Origin of the sequence: Brevibacterium sp. K72 (genome assembly GCF_050562175.1) — a bacterium.
GTDB lineage: Bacteria > Actinomycetota > Actinomycetes > Actinomycetales > Brevibacteriaceae > Brevibacterium > Brevibacterium casei.
In genome coordinates, this window is record NZ_CP191582.1 from 953,871 (window position 1) to 971,347 (window position 17,477).

Below are 17,477 nucleotides of genomic sequence, written 5' to 3' on the forward strand. Positions count from 1 at the left end.
CCACCCTACGAGCGGTCACTCGAGGGCGCGACGGGCCGCGTAGAGCGCGAGCCGGCGCGGCATGAGACCGGCGGCGGCGACCATCGCCCGGTTGGACAGTCCCGAGATGACCGACCGCGGTTGCGGGTGGTCGAGGGCGGAGAACGCGACGGACACGACCTTCTCCGGGGTCTCGAAGCTGATCGGCTGGGAGAAGTCGCCGCCGGCGACGGCGAAGAACTCCGTGCTCGTGGGTCCGGGACTGAGCGCGAGGACGCGGAGGCCGCTCCTGCGCGTCTCCTCGGCGATCGCCTCGGTGAGCGAGAGGACATAGGCCTTCGTCGCCCCGTACGCAGCCATGCCCGGCGTCGGTTGGTATGCCGCAGCGGAGGCGACGTTGACGAGGACGCCCCGGTCAGCCCTGAGCAGCTGCGGCAGCAGCGCCCTGGTCAGGCGAGTGAGGGCGACGACGTTGAGGGCGAGCATCTCGTCGAGGCGGTGCGCATCGGTCTCGGCGAACGGGGCGGTGATCCCGAAGCCGGCGTTGTTGACGAGCGAGTCGACGGCGAGGCCGTGGGTCTCGAGGTCGGAGAGGAGACCGTGCACCCCGTCGGAGGCTGTGAGGTCTTGAGTGAACACGTTCACCGTGATGCGATGCGCAGCCGTGAGTTCATCGGCGAGCGCCTCGAGCCGATCCCGGCGCCGGGCGACGAGGACGAGGTCGGCCCCGCGCGCGGCGAACTGGCGTGCGAACTCGGCGCCGAGACCCGAGCTCGCGCCGGTGACGAGCGCGGTGGTGCCGCGGTGGTCGAGCGGTGCGCGCCTCATCGGGTTGCTCCCGTGCCCGCCGTCTGTCCCTCGACATCGGCGAGGATGCGGTCGGCGAGCGCCTCGGCGGATGCCGGGTTCTGTCCCGTGTAGAGGCTGCCGTCGACGACGACATGGGGGCGCAGCGGCATGATGCCCTTCTCATAGTGGATGCCCGCGTCCTTGACCGCGTCCTCGAGCAGCCACTTCGCCTTCCAGGCGAACGGGTTGAGCCGTTCCTCGACATTCGACAGCCCGGTCATCGTCCGCCCCGCGAAGGCGTTCGTGCCGTCGTCGCTCGTCGCTGCGAGGACGGCGACCGGGGCGTGGCAGAGCAGGGCGAGCGGCTTGCCCGAGGCGAGTCTGCGCTTGAGCAGTTCGCCTGAGACCGGGTCGACCGCGAGGTCCTCCATCGGACCGTGGCCCCCGGGGTAGAAGACGACGTCGTAGTCGGCTTCATCGACGGAGTCGAGGGCGACCGGATGGTCGAGGACGTCCTTGATCGACTCGAGATAGTCGCGGATCTCCTGGCGCTTCTTCGGCCTGCCGCCGGCGACGCCGAGGCTGAGCTCGTCGAGGGTCGGGGCGACTCCGCCCGGGGTGGCCACGGTGATGTCCCATCCGGCCTCGGAGAAGACGCGGTAGGGTTCGGCGACCTCCTCGGCCCAGTAGCCGGTGGGGTGGACGGTGCCGTCGCGCAGCGTCCAGCCGGTGGCTGCGGTGATGACGAAGAGAACCGAGGTCATGGGAATGCCTTCCGGGCGCAGATGCCGCCGGCCTCCTCGGCCGACCGGCTTGGTAAAGTTAACGGTGTCTACAACGTATGGGGGAACCACAGCAGTGTCAACGCCGACCACCGAGAAGCCACGTCACCACCACGGCAATCTCCGCGCCGCCCTCGTGGCGGCGGGGATCGAGATGCTCGAGGAGGGAGAGCCGTTCTCGCTGCGCGCCGTCGCGCGCAGGGTCGGGGTCTCGCAGGCCGCGCCCTATCGCCACTTCGGCAGCAAACAGGACATCGAGGCCGCCATGGCCGAACACGGGTTCCGCGAACTTCAAGCGGCGCTCCGCGCCGTCATCGACGCGACTGAGGCCGGGCAGGTCCCGCTCGTCGATCTCGCACTCGTCTACATCCACTTCGCCGAGGACCATCCCGCGCTCTACGCGCTCATGTTCGGCTCCGAGCTCGCCGACGACGAAGCCCGCCGTGAGGCCTGCGCGCAGGTCTTCGCGCTCATCGAGGAGGTCACAGCCAAGATCCACCCTGACCGGGACGCCCACGGAATGGCGACCGCCGGCTGGGCGCTCGCCCACGGCATGGCCACGCTCCACCTCGAGGGCACGCTGGGCCGCAATGACGACGACTTCGACGACCGCGTCCGCGCGGCCTTCGCCGCCGTCGCCGGCTGAGGCGCCGCCCCCGCACCGCGCATGTGCGCCGCCCCCGCAGCCTGAGACCGAGATCACCACCCCAGGGGAATGATTCCCTCCATCTCGATGTTGACGCCGTTAACTTCGGCTGGCTACTCTCGACCCGGGAGTACCGAAGCGAATGGGAGTGACAATGAGCATCGACCGCGATACCTCCACGACAGTGACCCTCGGCAACCGCACCGTGTCCGTCCCCACCGGCGGACTCTTCGACCGCTACCGGATGCAGACCGACCTCGACGATGTGGCCCGCGACCCCCGGGTGGGCGGCGTGGAGTTCTTCCGCGACCAGCCCAAGGTCGAGGTGCAGTCGGCGATCGGACCGACCTTCACCCCGAACTTCTACTACGCGATGTCGAGTGCACGTCTGACGATGCTCGCTCCGACCAGCGCCCTGCGCGATCGCCTTCCCACCCCGCTCGATCCGCTCGAGGTCGTCCCCGGCTTCGGCCTCGCCTCGCTCATCCTCTTCCGCTACGACGTCGCCGACATCGACTTCTACACCGAGGCGGCGGTAGGGATCGCGGTCAAGCCGCCCCACCACGGTCCGCTCGGGGCGATCGACCTCATCGCGGCGCTGAAGAACAACCATCTTGACTCCTACGTCCTCTCACTGCCGGTGAATACGGAGATCGCCCAGGTCCGGGGCCACGACGGCTACGGCTTCCCGAAGTGGGTCACCGACATCGACGTCGACATCACGGCGCAGTCGGTCTCCGGACGGGTGCTCAACGACTCAGGGGGAATCGACGTCGAACTCCACGCGCCGACCCCGCGGCAGAAGCGGCACCGCTCGGGAACCGCGGTGTCCTCGCTGACGTCGTACACGCACTTCGACGGCGGCTGGCACGGAACGTTCAACCAGACGAATGCCCTGGTCTCGGGGTCGACGCTGTTCCCGCGGGACATCGACCTCCACCTCGGCGAGGGACGGGTCTCCGACGATCTCCGTTCGCTGCGCACGAGCCGCACGCTCATGTTCGATGTCATGACCCACGGCCAGGCGGCCCTCCACATGCCCCGGGTCATCTCCCTCGACTGACCCCCACATACGCTCGAAAGGCAGACCATCGTGTCCACTCTCACCGCCGCCCGGCGGCTCACCCCCAGGATCACCACCGACCGACTCGCGGCCCTGGCACGCCGCGTCGAAGTGGCCGATCCCGCCTCCACCCAGGACGTCACCAATGCGATGACCGGTGAGGTCCTCGGCACCGTGCCGCACGGCACCAAGGCCGACGTCGTCGCCGCAGCAGAGCGCGCCCGCAGAGCGCAGCAGGCGTGGGCCGAGCGACCGATCAAGGAGCGCGCCCGCGTGCTCCTGCGCTTCCATGACCTCGTGCTCGCGCATCAGGACGAAGTCCTCGACCTCATCCAGCTCGAGAACGGCAAGGCCCGGCGGCACGCGTTCGAGGAGATCATGGATGTCGCCATCAACGCCCGCTACTACGCGCATACCGCCGAGAGGATCCTCCGGCCCAAGCGCCGGCAGGGTGTGCAGCTGGGGCTGACGAAGGTCTGGGAACTCCACCATCCGAAGGGCGTCGTCGGGGTGATCTCGCCGTGGAACTATCCGCTCACCCTCGGCATCAGCGATGCCCTTCCGGCGATCGTCGCCGGCAACGCCGTGCTCGCCAAGCCGGACGCGCAGACCCCGTTCTCCGCCCTGTGGGCCGTCGAACTGCTCGAACGGGCGGGCATGCAGCCCGGCCTCGTCCAGGTCGTCACCGGTTCGGGTGCCGAGCTCGGCCGGCCGATCATCGAGAACTCCGACTTCCTCATGTTCACGGGGTCGACCGCCGTCGGTCGCACCGTCGCCGCGCAGGCCGGGGAGAACCTCATCGAGTCCTCGATGGAGCTCGGCGGGAAGAACGCCCTGCTCGTCCTCGACGATGCCGATGTCGACAATGCCGTGTCCGGGGCGATCCGGGCGAGCTTCTCCAACACCGGTCAGCTGTGCATCTCGATGGAGCGGATCTATGTCCCGGGCGTCCTCTGGGACGAGTTCACGACGAAGTTCGCCGCGGCGGCGCAGGCGATGACGCTGTCGGCCGGTCTCGACTACTCGGGGGACATGGGATCGCTCGTCTCGCAGAAGCAGCTCGACACCGTCGTCCGCCATGTCGAGGATGCGAAGGCCAAGGGAGCGACCGTCCTCGCCGGTGGGAATGCCCGCCCGGATCTCGGCCCGTTCTTCTTCGAGCCGACGATCCTCACCGATGTCGACGCGTCGATGGAGGTCTTCGCCCACGAGACCTTCGGTCCCGTCGTCAGCCTCTACCGCGTCGCCGACGAGGAGGAGGCGATCGCGAAGGCCAACGACAGCGACTACGGACTCAACTTCAGCGTGTGGACCTCGGATGAGGACCGCGGTGTCCGGGTGGCTGCGCGTCTCGAGGCGGGAACCGTCAACGTCAACGACGCCTATGCCGCCGCGTGGGGCTCCGTCGACGCTCCGATGGGAGGGATGAAGTCCTCGGGACTCGGCCGACGTCACGGGGAGCACGGCATCCTCAAGTACACGGAATCGCAGACCATCGCCGCCTCGCGACTCCTGCCCGTCGGTGCACCGGACAAGGCCGATCCCGCACGCTACGCCCGCATCGTCTCCGGCGCGCTGCGCGTGCTCAAGCACATCCCGGGAGTGAAGTGATCATGCAGACCATCCTCGGAGCCGGCGGACCCATCGCCGATGAGCTCGCCCGCGAGCTCCACCGGAACTTCACAACAGACATCCGCCTCGTCAGCCGGCGACCCAAACAGGTCAACGGCACCGATGAGCTCGTCGCCGCCGACCTCATGGACCCGGTCTCGACCGAGCGCGCCGTCGCGGGCAGCGAGATCGCCTACCTCACCGTGGGACTGCCGATGGATTCGGCGCTGTGGGAGGAGAAGTTCCCGGTGATGATGAGGAACGTCATCGACGCGTGCAAGGTCCACGGCACGAAGCTCGTCTTCTTCGACAACACGTACATGTATCCGGGCACGCCTGCCCCGCAGACCGAGTCGACGGGATTCGCGCCCGGCGGCCGGAAGGGGCGGGTGCGGGCGGAGATCGTCACGATGCTCCTCGAGGAGATGAAGGCGGGGACGATCGAGGCGCTCATCGGTCGGGCTCCGGAGTTCTACGGGCCAGGGAAGACGAAGAGCTGGTCGAACATGCTCGTCTTCGACCGGATCAGGGCGGGCAAGCGCCCGCTGGTGCCGGTGAGTGCGCGGACGAAGCGCTCGCTCATCTGGACGCCGGATGCCTCGCGGGCGCTCGCGCTCCTCGGCAACACCCCCGACGCGTACGGGCAGACGTGGCATCTGCCGATCGATGAGAACCGGCAGACCTACCGGCAGCTCATCGGAATCGCCTCGGCGGTCACCGGGCGGAGGATCGGCTACACGGTGCTGCCGCTGTGGGTGTTCAAGATCGGGAGCCGGTTCAATCCGATGCTCGCCGAGGCGGCCGAACTCCTTCCCCGGTACCGCGGGGACAACGTGTTCGACACCGCGAAGTTCACCTCCCGCTTCCCCGACTTCGCCGTGACCACCTACGAAGAGGGAGTCAGGGCGATCCTCACCGAGCCGGCTGATCGGGCGCACTGACGAGAGCGGCGCCGCCGGTCTCGGCCGGAGTGTCCGCCCGTCTGCTCCGGCCGAGCAGCGCCTCCGCCTGCGAGACGGTCTCCTCCCGCAGCGCCTGGACGACGGCGGCGACCGCGGGACGGCGCAGCGAATCCGTGCGCAGGACCATCCAATACGGGAGGCGTTCGGAGAGCTCGCCCGGCAGCAGCCGGACGAGGTCGGGATGCCGGTCGGCCATGAAGCACGGGAGGAACCCGATGCCTGCTCCAGCCCGCGTGGCCTCGACGTGGACGAATACGTTCGTCGAGGTCAGGCCGTCGCGCATCGCCGGGACCAGGCGTCTGGGGGCATCAAGGTCGTCGACGTGGAGCATCGCGTCGACGAAGTAGACGAGCTGGTGCTCCATGAGTTCGTCGACGGTGTTCGGGGTCCCGTGCTCGGTGAGGTAGTCGCGGGCGGCGTACATGCCCAGCGCGTACTCACCGAGTCGCAGCGCTTCGGCGCGGTGGACCTGGGGTTCGCCGACGACGATCTCGATGTCGAGACCCGAGCGCTGCTGCAGCGCCTGCCTCGTCACCGTGATGATCTCGACGCTCAGCCCCGGATGAGCTCGCCGCAGCTTCGCGACCGCCGGAGAGGCGATAAAGGCGCTGAATCCGTCGGTCGCCGACATCCGCACGACCCCGGTGATCGGGTCGGGGGTCTGTCCGGATTCGCCGAGGCTGTGGACCGCGGACTCGACCTGTTCGGCGACGCGGACGGCGGAGGCTCCGAGTTCGGTGAGCTCCCAGCCCCCGGCTGAGCGGGAGAGCACGCGGCCGCCGAGTGACTTCTCGAGGGCGGCGATCCGCCGGGAGATCGTCGTGTGGTTGACCTTGAGAACCCGGGCAGCCGACGCGAACTTCCCCGACCGGGAGACCGCGAGCAGCACGAGCAGGTCGTTCGGCGTCGTGTCCATGACTGCCATCGTACAAAGCGACTCAGGCGTCGGCGGAGCCCTCGCGGTAGATCTTGGCCCGCGTGATCGCCCCCTACTGCGGCATGTTGACGAAGCGCGACTTCGCTCCCTGGAACGCCACGGCGATGTCACCGGTCGGTCCGGCACGGTGCTTGGCGACGATGATGTCGGCCTCACCGGCGCGTTCGTGCTCCTTGTCGTACATGTCCTCACGGTGGATGAGGAGGACCATGTCGGCGTCCTGCTCGATCGAACCGGATTCGCGCAGATCGGAGATCATCGGGCGCTTGTCGGTGCGCTGCTCGCTGCCGCGGTTGAGCTGGGAGAGCGCGATGACGGGAACCTCGAGCTCCTTCGCGAGCAGCTTGAGCGAACGGGAGAACTCGGAGACCTCCTGCTGACGCGACTCGACGCGCTTGCCCGAGCTCATGAGCTGGAGGTAGTCGACGCAGACCATCTTGAGGTCGTGCTGCTGCTTGAGCCGGCGGCATTTCGCGCGGATCTCGGTGAGCGCCATGTTCGGCGAGTCGTCGACGAAGAGCGGGGCATCGTTGATGCGGGCCTCGGTCGCGGCGAGGTTCGTCCAGTCGTGGGGGCTGAGCTCGCCGCGGCGCAGGGACTGCAGGGGGATCTCCGACTCGGCCGAGAGCAGGCGCATGACGAGCTCGTTCTTGCCCATCTCGAGGGAGAAGAAGACGGCGGCCTGCTTGTGGTGGATCGCCGCCGAGCGGATGAAGTCGAGGGCCAGCGTCGACTTGCCGACACCGGGGCGCGCGGCGATGACGATCATCTGCCCGGGGTGGAGGCCGTTGGTGAGCTGGTCGAACTCGGTGAACCCGGTCGGCACACCCGCGGTCTGCCCATCCGTATCGCCGTTGCGTTCGATCTCCTGCGCCACCTCGCCGAGGATCTCGGAGAGGATGACGTAGTCCTCGGTCGTGTGCTTCTCCGTGACCCGGTAGATCTCGGCCTGCGCGTTGTTGACGACGTCATCGGTGTCGCCCTCGGCGTCATAGCCCATCTGCACGATCCGCGTGCCCGCCTCGACGAGGCGGCGCAGAACGGCGCGTTCGCGCACGATCGTCGCATAGTACGCGGCGTTCGCCGCGGTCGGCACCGAGGCGATGAGCGTGTGGAGGTAGGCGGGCCCGCCGATGCGCGAGAGGTCACCGGTCTTCGTCAGGTAGTTCGCGACCGTCACCGAGTCCGCGGGCTCACCGCGCGAGTAGAGGTCGAGGATCGCCTCGTAGATCGTCTCGTGGGCCGGACGGTAGAAGTCGTCGCCGGACATCGACTCGACGCAGTCGGCGATCGCGTCCTTCGACAGGAGCATCGCCCCGAGGACGCTCTCCTCGGCCTCGACGTCCTGCGGAGGGGTCCTCAGGCCGTCGAACTCCTGATCTGTCGTCACTCCCAAGACTTCCTCCCTCGCCGTTCCACGGCCCCGACCCGGATGCAGTGCCATCCCACTTTACCCGGGCCCGACTCGGGATCGACAGCGATCCTCGTCACCGCCTCGGCGACCGAACGAAGGGCCCGCCGAGGCGGTGCTGCGGTGGTCCTGCCAGACGTCCCTCAGACCCGGGCGCGCCCGGCAGTCGCCACCGAGGCGAGAATCGGCTTCGCGAGTTGGAGGCCGAGTCTGATGACGACGATACCGACGACCACTGACGCGAGGATCGTCAAGAACGTGACCGGCTTGAACACGAGCGCCGCACCGGCCAGGGGCAGGACGAGGAGGAGGCCGAGTCCACCGGCGAGCAGGCTCACCCAGACGACCGGGGAGAGCACGGCCCGCACGAGGGCTGCGTGCATCGTGTCGACATCCATGCCCGCGGCATAGAGGTCGGCGAACGTGTCGGCCCGGTCGTAGATGTCGGCGACCTGGTTGATGAGCGCCGAGACGGCGATGAGGACGATCGAGATGCCGAGGACGAGGAGGATGCCGGTGAACATGTCCTCGAAGAACACCCCCACCTCGGCGGGGGCATCGGTCGCGGGATCCTCGACGGAGTCCATGCCCAGCTGCATGAGAGCGATGCCCGACCCTCCGACGGCGGCGACGAACGCCGTCATCGCCAGCCCGGAGACCCGGCGCCAGAACCGCTTCGGCTCGTCCGAGACGAGGCGGGCCGCGATGAGCCGCGCCGGGGACGAGGCCCGGGTGCCGGCGATGTGGGCGAACCACCGCATGAGCAGTCCGCCGAGGAGGTCGACGACGATGAGCCCGAGGAGGAAGACCGTGAGGATCGCAGCGATGACCACGGCGAAGCCGAGCTCCGCCGACTTCGCGACGAGGATTCCCACGGGCAGGAGGAGGATCGCGATGGCCACGGCGATGACGCGGCCGAGGGGGAACTTCCGGTCGAGTGACTTCGTGCGCACTCCGAGCGGGGAGACCGTGACCTTCCGCAGCCCGACGAGTGCTGAGAGGACGCAGACGAGGATGAGGAAGACGACGACGCCGGCGAGCAGCAGCGGGGGCATGAGCATGTTCGCGTACCCGATCGGCGCGCCGAGGAAGTGGATGAGGCTGACCGGCCACGCGAGCACGAGGTACCCGGCGACGCCGAGGACGATGCCGCACACAGCCGGGACGAGGGGCTCGGCGACGGCGAGCGCGACGATCTCAGAGCGCCTGGCTCCGAGCAGCGACATCGTCGAGAGCCTCTCGTCCTGCCGCCTCGCCGAGAGCGTCGCCGAGGCCGACGCCAGGGTGCTCGCCGGGATGACGAGGAGCACCGTGGCGAAGGCGGCGAGGAACTTGTACATTCCGTCGATCCCCTCGGCCTCGGGGATCGGCGGGATCTGGAAGAACATCCACGCCCCCGCGGCGACGGTGAGGAAGAGCGTCGCGCAGGCGAAGAACGAGCTCATCACGAGCAGCGAACTCGGGGAGGTCACGGTTCTGCGACCGAGGACGACGGGGAGGATCTTCACGGGTGCCGACATGGCTGACTCCTGTTCGGGCGGTCGCCTCAGGCGGCGACCGCGGTGACGCGGCGGACGAGCGGACGAGTGAACTGCAGTCCCAGCCACACCATCGCCACTCCGCCGATGAGGACTGCGGAGACGACGCCGAGGGTCACGGGATCACCGACATCTTCGGCCTGAGCCATGACCGCCGCGAGCAGTCCGCCGAGGACGAGGGAGACGAGGGTGACGAGGATGATCGGGGACATCACCGAACGGACGGTGACTCCGTGCATCATCGACTGCGTCATGCCGGCCGCGTGGAGCTCACGGTACGTCGAGGCACGGTCGAGGATGTCCGCGGCCTGGTTGATCGTCGCGGACACGACGATGAAGACGAACGCGAATCCGAGGGTGAGGATGAGTCCGGTGAAGACGTCGTCCGCGGTGAACTGGTACGGGCCCATCTGCGCGAGCTCCTCGGCGGGCAGGGCCTCGATGTTGCCCCGCATCATCGCCGCTCCCGCTCCGCCGACGACGGCGATGAAGGTGATGAGTGCGAGACCGGCGACCCGACGCCAGTACTGCGACGGCGCATCGGCGATCATCGCCGCCGAGAGCATCGCACCGGGGCGACGGGCGATGCGGCTGCTGACCGCGGCGTGGACCCTCATGATGAGCACACCGAGGACGTTGATGACGAGGAGGGCGACGCCGATCGTGACGATGCTCGCGATCGCTGTCGTCAGCTGACGCTGTCCCTCCTGCTGGGAGAAGACGAGGGCGGAGACCATGACGACGGCGAGGACGGCGACGGTGATGATGCGCACGATCGGGAACTTCCGCGCCAGCGAGCGGGTGCGCACACCGAGCGGGGAGACGATGACCTTGCGCAGCCCGAGAAGAGCGGCGAGGAGACACACGAGGAGGAGCCCGACGACGACCGCAGCGAGCAGCCAGACCGGCATGAGCAGCGCAGAGTATCCGAGCGGAACACCGGTGAAGACGATGAAGCTGAGGGGGTAGGCGAGGACCAGGTAGCCGACGATGCCGGCGAGGATGCCCGCGGCAGCGGGGATGAAGGGTTCGGCGACGGCCACGAGGCGCACCGTGCCCTTCGAGGCACCGAGGAGCGAGAGCGTCGAGAGGCGCTCGTCCTGACGGCGGGCACTGAGCTTCGCTGAGGCGACGCCGAGGCTGACGGCGGGGACGATGAGGAAGACCGTGGCGAGGACGGCGAGCATGCGGTAGAGCTCAGCCACCTCGGCGTAGCGGTCGACCTCGGGACGGTCGTTGAACGCCCAGGCGCCGGCGGCGACGGTGAGGAACAGGGTCGAGCAGGCGAAGAACGCGATCGCGACGAGGCGGGCCGTCGTCGAGGTGAACGTCTGCTTCGAGAGGACGAGTGGGAGGACATTCATGGTCGGCATCACCCGTTGTTCGTCGCGTACTGCGCGGCGGAGTCGGAGACGATGCGGCCGTCGGCGAGGCGCACGACGCGCGAGCAGCGGGCAGCGACGTTCTCGTCGTGGGTGACGACGACGAGCGTCGAGCCGCGACCGGTCGTCGAGGCGAGCAGCTCGGAGAGGACCTCGGAGGAGGTGCGGGAGTCGAGGGCTCCGGTCGGTTCGTCGGCGAAGGTGACGACGGGCTGGGTGACCTGGGAGCGGGCGATGGCCACACGCTGGGCCTGGCCGCCGGAGAGCTGACCGATGCGCTTGGTCAGGTGTTCGCCGAGGCCGAGGCGCTGGAGCCAGGCACGGGCGTGCTTCGTGGCCTCGGTGCGGTTCATGCCGGCGAGCATCGCGGCGAGCGCGACGTTGTCCTCGGCGCTGAGTTCGGGCAGGAGGAGTCCCTGCTGGAAGACGAAGCCGAAGACCTCACGGCGCAGGGCGGTGCGGCCGGACTCCTTGAGGCCGGTGATGTCCGCGGCGGCGCTGCGGTCGGTCGGCAGCAGTCGGATCGAACCCTCATCGGGGCGGATGATGCCGGCGAGGCAGTGGAGCAGGGTCGTCTTGCCGGACCCGGAGGGTCCCATGATGGCCAGGGATTCGCCGAGGCCGATGTCGAGGCCGACTCCGGCGAGGGCGTAGGTCTGGTTGTAGTGCTTGACGACGTTGGAGGCGGTGATGATCGCGGGCATCTGTGTTGTGTTCATATCTCAATGGTTTCGCGGATCGTTCTCAGCGACCATGCAGTCCTCCCACTGCTCGCAGTCGGAAAACCCGACTCTCCAGGTGGGGTATGGCAGGCGAATGTGGCGTGGGTCAACAGAACGGCCAGATTCGGCCCGATCCGAGGCCCCCAGACCATTGACAGGCAAGTGATCACTTGCCTATGGTGGCGGGGTGACGGACCTCTTCAAGGCGATCGCCGACCCGACGAGGCGGACGATCCTCGACGAGCTCGCCGAGCGCGACGACCAGACCCTGTTCGAGATCTGCTCGCGCCTGGCGAACAGGCACGGGCTCGGCCTGTCCCGGCAGGCGGTGTCACAGCACCTCGAGGTCCTCGAATCCGCCGGCCTCGTCGTCACCAGGAGGGAGGGGCGCTACAAGTTCCACCGGCTCGATCCCGAACCGCTCCGGACAGCGTTCGACCGGTGGACCGGAGGGCAGCAGGCGGCAGCGCAGTCCGACGGCACCGCCCGCCCAGCACAGAACAGCCCAGCACCGGACCGCCCAGCACCAGCCACCCCAACCCAAGGCACCGCAGACCCCAGAGAAGGAGACCCATCATGAAGGCACAGTGGATCAGTATCCCTGTCGAGGACCAGGCCCGCGCGCTCGAGTTCTACACCGACAAGCTCGGCTTCGTCCTCAAGCACGACGTCCCCGTCGGTGAGGCGCGCTGGCTCACGGTCGTCTCACCCGAGGCGCCCGACGGCGTCGAGGTCGTCCTCGAGCCGATGGGGCACCCCGCGGCCCGCGAGTACACCTCGGCGCTCAAAGCCGACGGGATCCCGATCAACCAGTTCGCCGTCGACGACGTCGCCGCGGAGTACGAGCGGCTGACCGGCCTCGGCGTATCATTCACCCAGAAGCCCCTCGAGATGGGGCCGATCACCACCGCCGTGCTCGACGACACGGTGGGCAATCTCGTCCAGCTCATCCACCAGGAGGAATGACCGCGCCCCGGTACGTCCGCCGACCACCTGGCGGGTGGCGGTCGGCACCACAGCCATGAAGAGGATCATCGACTATCTGCGGGGCACCCTGCGCCTCGAGCCCGGCGATGACGACCGGGGGGCACCGATCCGGGTCGGCCTCGGCGTCGCGATCCCCTCGCTCGTCCTCCTCATCCTCGGGTATGAGCAGTTCATCATCTACGCGGTCTTCGGTGCCTTCTGCGGCATGTACGGCCGCGGCGAGCCGCACCAGCTGCGACTCATCCACCAGCTCCAGGCAGCCGTGCTCCTCCTCTCCGGAGTCGTCATCGGCGTCATGCTCGCGACGATGGACACACCCGTGTGGGGGCTCATCGGCATCGAGGCGTTCTTCGCCGCGGTCGGGTCGATCATCGCCGACCGCGCGCGGATGCGCCCGGGAGGACCGTTCTTCGCCATCTTCGCCCTCGGCGCCTGTGCCTCGGTCGAACCGCTGGCCCCACCGTGGGTGTCGATCGGCATCAGCGTCCTCGCGGCGGCCTTCGCGATCGCCATCGGCTTCCTCGGATGGTTCCGCACCCGCACCTGGCGGCCAGGCTCCCGGCGGGCGATCACCCCGCTGCGCAGCCCGCATGCTCCGCGCATGGTCAGGCACGCTGCCACGTATGCGGTGGCGGTCGCCTCGGCGGGGATCCTCGGCACGCTCATCGGACTCGATCACGCGTACTGGGCAATGGCCTCGGCGGCCGTGCCGCTGGCCGCGGCCGAGCTTCCCGGCCGTATCTCCCGCGGCGTCCACCGGGTCCTCGGGACGTTCTCGGGACTCATCCTCACCGCGCTCATCCTCTGGCCGGACCCCTCACCGGTGTGGCTGGCGATCCCGGTCATCCTCCTCCAGTTCCCGACCGAGTACCTGATGATGCGCAACTACGGGTTCGCGCTCACGTTCTTCACCCCGATGATCCTCCTCATGACCCAGCTCGCGCACCCGATCCCACGCTCGACGCTCATCATCGACCGCGGGATCGAGACACTGCTCGGGGCGGTCGTCGGCATCGCCGTCGTCCTCGTCGTCGGGTACTTCGGCAGGCGTCGCAGCGCTCAGTCGCGCACGGACGACGGCCTCGCCGAGGCGTGAGCCGGGTTCCGCGCTCATCGCACCTCAGCTCGTGCCGGGTCACCGCCCGCGGCCTCGGGCGGATGGGCAGACCGTCGATCGTGAGTTCCGTGCGCATGGCGGCATCGGTCCTCTCACCGGACGATGCGGTCGGTGATGACGCCGGTCTCAGGTCGGGAGGAGGACGATGACCGTGTGGAGGGCGAGGCCGACGAGTGCGCCGATGACGGTGCCGTTGATGCGGATGTACTGGAGGTCGCGGCCGACGTAGAGCTCGATGCGGTCGGCGGCCTCCTTCGCGTCCCAGCGTTCGATCGTGTCCGAGATGACGCTGGCGATCTCAGGGCCGAAGCTCTCGGCGAGGTCGCCGGCGGTCGTCGCGACGCGGTCGTCGATCCTCTCTGCGAACGCGGTGTCGGTCTGGAGGCGCTCGGCGAATTCGCCGATGAGATCGGCGATGCGGTCGCGGACCTCGCCGTCGGGTTCGATGATCGCCTCGCGCAGGAGCTGTTTGAGGGAGGTCCAGATCTCGAGGACCGAGTCGACGACCCCGTCCTGGGTGAGAAGGTCGTTGATGATGTCCTCGGCCTTCTCGGCGAGCGGGGTGTCGGTCGAGAGGTCGGTGGAGAGGTCGACGAGCCACGCGTCGAGGGCCTGTCGGGCCTTGTGGTACGGGTTGTCGCGGACGTCGACGAGCCAGCCGAGGATCTCGCGCTGGAGGCGGCTGGCGAGCTGATCGTTGACGAAGTCGGGCACCCAAGAGGGGGCGCGGTTGTGGACGATCTCGTCGATGACCTGCGGATTGTCGCTCAGCCAGGTGTACGCCTCGGCGATGACGAGGTCGACGAGCTTGTGGTGGGCGCCGTCGAGGACGATCTGGCGCAGCAGCTGACCGAGCACCGGTGACTTCTTCGTCGCGACCAGACGCGGGATGATGACGTTGCGGGTGAGTGCCGCGATCTGCTCGTCGTCGATGCGGTCGAGGACGTACTCGAGGCCGCCGGCGGCCCGGTCGACGACGAGGTCGCGGTTGGCGGACCTGCTCAGCCATTCCCCGGCCCGCCGGGAGACTCCCAGCGACCGGATCTTCGTCGACACCGCCTCGGCGTGGAGGAAGTTCGTCGCAACGAACGCGGAGAGACTCGCCCCCAGAGCGTCCTTCTTCCGGGGGATGATCGCGGTGTGCGGGATCGGCAGGCCGAGTGGGTGGCGGAAGAGTGCGGTCACGGCGAACCAGTCGGCGATCGCACCGATCATCGCGGCCTCGGATCCGCGGGCGATGAAGCCCCAGACGCCCGAGAGGTCGGTGAAGAGGTTCGTCGAGAGGAAGATGAGGGTCGCGAGGATGAGCAGGGAAAGGGCGAGCCGACGCATCTTCCGCAGGCCCCGCGCTCGTTCCCGATCCTCCGGTGTGAGTTCGCTCGGCCCGCCGAAGCGCGGCATCAGCTCGGTTCTCTCGATCGTCATCTCTACCCCCTGGGCACCGACTCTAGCGAACACCGACTCTAGCGAACTATGGGCCGGGTTCCGTGCCGACCGGCTGGGTCGGACCTGGGAACCTCGAGCGTGCGTGCCGTGATCAGGGTCCCCGCCGTCCCGAGCACCCACGGACCACGCGCTGCGGAAGCGGCTTCGACAACAGTCGCCTTGTCGAGGAGAGTACCGTAGTCGTATGGACGGCGCCCTCTCAGTCAGAGTGGTTGACTCAGTCCGCAGGGGATACGCGCGGAACTCAGCATACGGGGAGCACGCCGATGGTCGGGCACCGCATCGACATGAGCAGAGCCAGGTACGCATTCGAGTGAAAGGGCAGGTCATGGCACACGAATTCTCCGTCGGCGATCACGTGGGGTGGAACTCCGAGGCCGGTGAGGTCTCCGGGCACATCATCCGGGTCCACACCGCGGATTTCGACTACAAGGGGCACACGCACCGGGCGACGCCGGACGATCCCCAGTACGAGATCAAGAGCGACAAGACCGATCACATCGCCGCCCACAAGGGCAGCGCACTCCACCTCATCGACGAATGAGCGATTCCGCGCCGGAACCGGATGGGCCCGCATCGGGTGAGCCCGAAGCCCCCGCACCCTCACCGGGCGGACCCGACTTCCTCACGATCGGCCATTCGAACCGGCCCCTCGAGGAGTTCCTCGACCTTCTCCACGAGAATCGCGCCGAGGTGGTCGTCGACGTCCGCAAGCTGCCCGGATCGAAGGCGAACCCGCAGTTCAACGCCGATGTCCTCGCCGAGGCGCTTGCGGATCAGCACATCGAGCTGCGTCGTCTCGACGGACTGACCGGACGGCGGAATGTCAGCGACGACGTGCCCTTCGACGTCAACGCATGGTGGGAGAACCGCAGCTTCCACAACTACGCCGACCACGCCCTCGGCGTAGAGTTCGCTACCGACATCGATGTCCTGCTCGGATGGGGCGATGAGCGGCGGTGTGCCGTTATGTGCTCGGAGGCCGTGTGGTGGCGCTGTCATCGGCGCATCATCGCCGACTACCTGCTGGCCCGTGACCATCCCGTCCGTCATGTGCTCGGAAGGAATCAGACCGCCGAGGCGGTGCTCAGCTCAGGTGCCGTCGTCGCCGACGACCGGACCATCACCTACCCGAAGCGCTGATTCCGCCCTCAACGTCCTCGTCCTACCCTCGGCAGTCTTCCCGAGGAGGATCGAGTTCGAAATCGGGCTCGGATTCGCACCGGATCCTCCTCGGGAATGCTGTTCCTTAGACTGTCCAAATGGAACCCCATACCGACAGAGCGCGAGCCGAGTCCTTCGGTCCCGTAGCCGACCAGTATGACCGCTACAGGCCCCGGTATCCGAAGGAGCTGCTGACCGCGATGTTAGAAGCTTCGTCGGGTTCGAAACCTCGACTACGGGCACTTGATGTCGGTGCAGGTACCGGGATTCTTGCCATGCAGTTACGGGAGCGAGGGTGCGATGTCCTTGCGGTCGAACCCGATCCGGGCATGGCCGCCGTCGCCGCAGGCAAGGGCCTGCACGTGGAAACGGCGAAGTTCGAACAGTGGGACCCATCCGGCAGAGAATTCGACATCGTTGCGTTCGGACAGTCGTTCCATTGGGTCGATCCGGTTCCGGCACTTTCCCGAATTCGGAAGATCCTCACTCCCTCAGGCACACTCGCACTTGCCTGGAACCGCATCGTTCCACAGGGCCCTCCCGCGAGGCGAATCGATGAGACCTTGGACGAGTATCTTCCGCAGCAAGATCGTTCCAGTGGAGAAGTCGACAGCGAGGGCGCAGAACAGGACGGCCCGGCCCCATTGGTCGAGGTGCTGCGACGGAATAGCTTCGATGTCGAAGAACTCCACTTCGAGGAAAGCCTCCGATACGCTCCAGAGGCGTGGTTGTCGATGGTCGCCACCCATTCGGATCAGCTCACTATGGGGACCGAAGATCGACTGGCTCTGCACACCGCGCTCAGGGATGCTCTAGGACAGGACGTACTCGAGACGCAGAACCATGCGCTGTTGCTTGTGGCGAAACCACGACGATGAGCACCGCCCTAGCGAGAATGGGTGACTCCCCGAGGAGGATCGAGTTCGAAATCGGGCTCAGTT

General features: G+C 67.8%; 18 protein-coding genes. 10 read left to right on the top strand and 8 right to left on the bottom strand.

Annotated features, from left to right (window positions below; genetic code table 11):
- Nucleotides 1-15: 15 nt before the first annotated feature.
- Nucleotides 16-807, bottom strand: coding sequence for an SDR family NAD(P)-dependent oxidoreductase (locus tag ACQ1RG_RS04240; protein WP_009376815.1), 792 nt, complete (start codon nucleotides 805-807; stop codon nucleotides 16-18).
- A complete protein-coding gene (locus tag ACQ1RG_RS04245; protein WP_009376817.1) occupies nucleotides 804-1,532 on the bottom strand; it encodes a type 1 glutamine amidotransferase domain-containing protein in 729 nt (242 codons plus the stop codon). The genes ACQ1RG_RS04240 and ACQ1RG_RS04245 overlap by 4 nt, the downstream gene beginning before the upstream one ends.
- Before the next feature lie 94 nt (nucleotides 1,533-1,626).
- On the opposite strand from ACQ1RG_RS04245, the gene ACQ1RG_RS04250 reads away from it, so the two are divergent.
- The 4 genes from ACQ1RG_RS04250 to ACQ1RG_RS04265 all read left to right on the top strand — a co-directional run bounded on the left by ACQ1RG_RS04250 (nucleotide 1,627) and on the right by ACQ1RG_RS04265 (nucleotide 5,811).
- Nucleotides 1,627-2,196, top strand: coding sequence for a TetR/AcrR family transcriptional regulator (locus ACQ1RG_RS04250; RefSeq protein WP_009376819.1), 570 nt, complete (start codon nucleotides 1,627-1,629; stop codon nucleotides 2,194-2,196).
- A 154-nt stretch (nucleotides 2,197-2,350) separates the two neighbouring features.
- Entirely contained in the window at nucleotides 2,351-3,259 is a 909-nt protein-coding gene (locus ACQ1RG_RS04255; RefSeq protein ID WP_009376821.1) for an acetoacetate decarboxylase family protein, read from the top strand.
- Nucleotides 3,260-3,289: 30 nt separating this feature from the next.
- Nucleotides 3,290-4,870 carry a succinic semialdehyde dehydrogenase gene (locus ACQ1RG_RS04260; RefSeq protein WP_009376823.1) on the top strand — a complete coding sequence of 527 codons (1,581 nt, stop codon included), beginning with the start codon at nucleotides 3,290-3,292 and terminating at the stop codon, nucleotides 4,868-4,870.
- A 2-nt stretch (nucleotides 4,871-4,872) separates the two neighbouring features.
- Nucleotides 4,873-5,811, top strand: coding sequence for an NAD-dependent epimerase/dehydratase family protein (locus ACQ1RG_RS04265; protein ID WP_040341452.1), 939 nt, complete (start codon nucleotides 4,873-4,875; stop codon nucleotides 5,809-5,811).
- On the opposite strand, the gene ACQ1RG_RS04270 is transcribed toward ACQ1RG_RS04265, so the two are convergent.
- From ACQ1RG_RS04270 to ACQ1RG_RS04290, 5 genes are all read right to left on the bottom strand, one after another.
- A complete protein-coding gene (locus ACQ1RG_RS04270; RefSeq protein ID WP_009376827.1) occupies nucleotides 5,783-6,748 on the bottom strand; it encodes a LysR family transcriptional regulator in 966 nt (321 codons plus the stop codon). The two genes, ACQ1RG_RS04265 and ACQ1RG_RS04270, sit on opposite strands and share 29 nt — an antisense overlap.
- Before the next feature lie 73 nt (nucleotides 6,749-6,821).
- A complete protein-coding gene (gene dnaB / locus ACQ1RG_RS04275) occupies nucleotides 6,822-8,159 on the bottom strand; it encodes a replicative DNA helicase (RefSeq protein ID WP_009376829.1) in 1,338 nt (445 codons plus the stop codon).
- Nucleotides 8,160-8,323: 164 nt separating this feature from the next.
- Complete coding sequence (locus ACQ1RG_RS04280; protein ID WP_063250370.1) at nucleotides 8,324-9,700, bottom strand: FtsX-like permease family protein; 1,377 nt, start codon at nucleotides 9,698-9,700, stop codon at nucleotides 8,324-8,326.
- Between the two features lie 26 nt (nucleotides 9,701-9,726).
- Nucleotides 9,727-11,082, bottom strand: coding sequence for an FtsX-like permease family protein (locus tag ACQ1RG_RS04285; RefSeq protein WP_227007234.1), 1,356 nt, complete (start codon nucleotides 11,080-11,082; stop codon nucleotides 9,727-9,729).
- A gap of 8 nt (nucleotides 11,083-11,090) precedes the next feature.
- The gene (locus ACQ1RG_RS04290) at nucleotides 11,091-11,819 is read right to left on the bottom strand and encodes an ABC transporter ATP-binding protein (protein ID WP_040341366.1); all 729 of its coding nucleotides are present in this window, start codon (nucleotides 11,817-11,819) and stop codon (nucleotides 11,091-11,093) included.
- A 190-nt stretch (nucleotides 11,820-12,009) separates the two neighbouring features.
- Between ACQ1RG_RS04290 and ACQ1RG_RS04295 the strand changes: the two genes are divergently transcribed.
- From ACQ1RG_RS04295 to ACQ1RG_RS04305, 3 genes are read left to right on the top strand one after another with little or no spacing between them, the layout of a single operon-like run.
- On the top strand, nucleotides 12,010-12,402 hold the full coding sequence (locus ACQ1RG_RS04295) for an ArsR/SmtB family transcription factor (RefSeq protein WP_009376837.1): 393 nt from the start codon (nucleotides 12,010-12,012) through the stop codon (nucleotides 12,400-12,402).
- Nucleotides 12,399-12,788, top strand: coding sequence for a VOC family protein (locus ACQ1RG_RS04300; RefSeq protein WP_009376839.1), 390 nt, complete (start codon nucleotides 12,399-12,401; stop codon nucleotides 12,786-12,788). The genes ACQ1RG_RS04295 and ACQ1RG_RS04300 overlap by 4 nt, the downstream gene beginning before the upstream one ends.
- Before the next feature lie 55 nt (nucleotides 12,789-12,843).
- Entirely contained in the window at nucleotides 12,844-13,905 is a 1,062-nt protein-coding gene (locus tag ACQ1RG_RS04305) for an FUSC family protein (RefSeq protein WP_259819731.1), read from the top strand.
- A 147-nt stretch (nucleotides 13,906-14,052) separates the two neighbouring features.
- Here the strand turns inward: ACQ1RG_RS04305 and ACQ1RG_RS04310 are convergent, their stop codons facing one another.
- Entirely contained in the window at nucleotides 14,053-15,351 is a 1,299-nt protein-coding gene (locus ACQ1RG_RS04310) for a DUF445 domain-containing protein (protein ID WP_009376843.1), read from the bottom strand.
- A 349-nt stretch (nucleotides 15,352-15,700) separates the two neighbouring features.
- Here ACQ1RG_RS04310 and ACQ1RG_RS04315 point away from each other — a divergent pair, with 349 nt between their 5' ends.
- The 3 genes from ACQ1RG_RS04315 to ACQ1RG_RS04325 all read left to right on the top strand — a co-directional run bounded on the left by ACQ1RG_RS04315 (nucleotide 15,701) and on the right by ACQ1RG_RS04325 (nucleotide 17,414).
- Nucleotides 15,701-15,916 (top strand): DUF2945 domain-containing protein, encoded by a 216-nt coding sequence (locus ACQ1RG_RS04315; protein ID WP_009376846.1) that lies wholly within the window; start codon nucleotides 15,701-15,703, stop codon nucleotides 15,914-15,916.
- Complete coding sequence (locus ACQ1RG_RS04320; RefSeq protein WP_430600575.1) at nucleotides 15,913-16,515, top strand: DUF488 family protein; 603 nt, start codon at nucleotides 15,913-15,915, stop codon at nucleotides 16,513-16,515. The genes ACQ1RG_RS04315 and ACQ1RG_RS04320 overlap by 4 nt, the downstream gene beginning before the upstream one ends.
- 119 nt (nucleotides 16,516-16,634) lie before the next feature.
- On the top strand, nucleotides 16,635-17,414 hold the full coding sequence (locus ACQ1RG_RS04325) for a class I SAM-dependent methyltransferase (protein ID WP_009376848.1): 780 nt from the start codon (nucleotides 16,635-16,637) through the stop codon (nucleotides 17,412-17,414).
- Nucleotides 17,415-17,477 lie beyond the last annotated feature (63 nt).